The following is a 2,609-nucleotide window of genomic DNA, read 5'->3' on the forward strand; positions in this document are numbered from 1 at the left end:
GGCGCTTATTTTATATTTATTATGGTGCATAGGGTGTGCCGCAGTCATGAAAAAGATCCACTATTCATTGCAAGCGAATACACAAAAAGCGCGAATGGTATTATCAATAATAACGATTGCGCGTGAAGTCATTGATGACGATAGGTATTTCATACCATTAGAAGAGTACATTTATGTATTGTCCGAACTCTCAAATTTAACAGTCAATATTGAGGGATTACATGAATAAATATTCGTGGGGATCCCTCAGGTTCTGGAGCATTCTGATAATGAGTTTAATGATTTAGAAGACTTTAAATCCTGGTTTAAAGACGATTCAACTATTAAAAACACAGAACAATTGGAGCCTGATTTACGGATTTATGCCACTCGTATTACTGATCGGCTGTTAACTGGTGGTGATAAAGAAGGGTATGAGAAAAAAGAAGCGCAACATATCGACTGTGTGGACCATTTGGCTGCGGAAAAAGCAGTATAATTGATTGTATTGCAAATGACTTAGCAAACAGCCCTAAGCAAAAAGTTGTCTGGGTACACAGCGATATATCAACATGGGGCGCATCAAGCGGTAGTGTTGCGCATGTGATACTTAGTCATGTTATTGATGATATCAGCCAGCACATTGATATGTGTGCTTTTCGTGCGCTTCCTAAGCATTATACAGAAGCCCTAAAATCAGGCGGCAGCTTTTTTCAATTTGCATCTACATTACTCGCAGGCCCAGTTGATACTGATATACGCTTTCAAAAGCTTAATGATGTTCTTGAAGTAACCAACCATAAGCTACTGATCACCCTACAAGATGTAGATCGTGGCACCTGTGATGAAATGGCAAAGCGTTTAACTGGTATTGCAGCACTTTTAGATAGATTAAGAGATAGAAAGTTAAGTAGCATCAACTTTATCGTCGCAATGGGTAATGAAGAGGATATTGCCGCAGACACTATCTCAAAAGCAACGGATTATAGAGAGGATATTGCTTTAAGTGATAGTGTGGAAAAAATATTAAACAAGTTTATTTTATCCACGATTCACAAAGCTAGAGAAACTGGTGTTTTAGTTTTGAATGATGATTTAGATGTATTCGATGAACAAGGTAATCGACTACCATTGTTAATAAGTAAAACAGAAGAAGTTGAGCTAATTCTTCGTTATTTAAATACATTTAGAGCGCTAAAAAAAGTATTAAGAAGAGCAGATGAAGCTTTGGCTCCTGATAGAAGTGATGGTTTGATGGGGGAAATAAATATATTTTCTTTGCTAATGCTTTACACATTGCGAGAAAAAGAAGTTAAGGCCTTTAATAGAGTTTTACATTTCTTAAATGAACTAAATTATATCCGAGTACAGGGGCAAGATCTTAAAAGCTCAATAGAAAAAATAGCGCAAAATGATAAGAATATTCATCATTTCATCATAGTGTTGTTAAATTTAATTGAAATAGACGATAAGTATTACTTTGACAGCTTAAAAGACTATTTGCAGGGTATTAACCTTCCTAAGTATCTGCGTAGAGCTTTAAAACAAAATGTAGACAAAATAGATTCGGATCAAAAGTTTATTGAAACATTTAAAGATATAACACAATCTAAAGATTTATTAAGTTTTGTGGAATATTGGCTGGAAGCTGAGCCATTTCAAGAGAAAAATAGGATTGGACAGTTTATATTCTGTGATCTCGAATCAGGTAAATTAGACTCGTGCTTATTTAACAGCTATAAAAATGTTGTTGGGCATTTATATGATACTCCAGTTCGCAGAGTTGCTTTTTATATTGCGAGTAGATTAACGATAGAATGGTTTGTTGATATAGAGCAGTTGCTATTAATAGAGGGTAATGATGAGCCATTTATCAAAAGTGCTAAAACTCATTTTAAAGTAGCGCTAATTGAGGTATTAACAGATAGCTATAAAAGGAAGTTTTCTGAAATTTCGGGTAAAACGTTTGAAAGTGAGCTCCCTGAAGGTTTATACGCATTTACAAGAGCTGCGTATGATGCTTTTAAATGCAAGTCAGGTATAGCTGCAGATATAGGATTACCTATAAATAATTATAGAAATTCAGATTTATTAGAAATGCAAATAAAAGAATTAACAAGTTAATTATAGTGAAATCATTATTTAGCAATGCATTTATGGTGTTGAGTTACTGCTTATGAGTGTTTTTTGAAAAGTATCGGTTCAGAGTTTTTTGTAGGTCAGGGTTTAGCTAGGCAATGTGACGGGGTAAACCCCGACCTACAAAAACAATCTCTGTGTAGCGCGCAGCGCCTCGGTGTTCTCGGTGGTGAAATTCGTTTTTTCAATAGAGTGGCGTGGGTGGTTTATCGTGGCTGTAACCGTTTCTTACGTGGATTTGGATTTGCGGTTTTTATCTTGTAGGTCAGGCTTTAGCCTGAGAAATGTGATGGGATAAATCCCGACCTACAAAAGCATACGAATACCAGACCTCCTTGTAGAGCGAAGCGCCTCGGTGCTCTCGGTGGTGAAATTGTTTTTTCAAATAAAATACAGTGCAGGCTTTTTCGTGGCTGAAGCCATCTCCTACGGGGGTTTGTACTTACGGTTTTATGTCTTGTAGGTCTGGCTTTAGCCTGACAATGTGACGG

2 protein-coding genes and 1 pseudogene are annotated in these 2,609 nt (G+C 36.4%); all 3 read left to right on the forward strand.

Annotated features, from left to right (window positions below; translation table 11 throughout):
* Nucleotides 1-229: pseudogene (locus tag HH219_RS21450) on the forward strand (IS4 family transposase); the annotation flags it as partial.
* Nucleotides 230-235: 6 nt separating this feature from the next.
* Nucleotides 236-478, forward strand: a complete 243-nt coding sequence (locus HH219_RS21455) for a hypothetical protein (protein WP_169328575.1) — start codon at nt 236-238, stop codon at nt 476-478.
* An 8-nt stretch (nt 479-486) separates the two neighbouring features.
* Nucleotides 487-2,103 carry a hypothetical protein gene (locus HH219_RS21460; protein WP_349251634.1) on the forward strand — a complete coding sequence of 539 codons (1,617 nt, stop codon included), beginning with the start codon at nt 487-489 and terminating at the stop codon, nt 2,101-2,103.
* Nucleotides 2,104-2,609 lie beyond the last annotated feature (506 nt).

Origin of the sequence: Pseudoalteromonas sp. NEC-BIFX-2020_015, assembly GCF_012952265.1 — a bacterium.
GTDB classification, from domain to species: domain Bacteria; phylum Pseudomonadota; class Gammaproteobacteria; order Enterobacterales; family Alteromonadaceae; genus Pseudoalteromonas; species Pseudoalteromonas neustonica.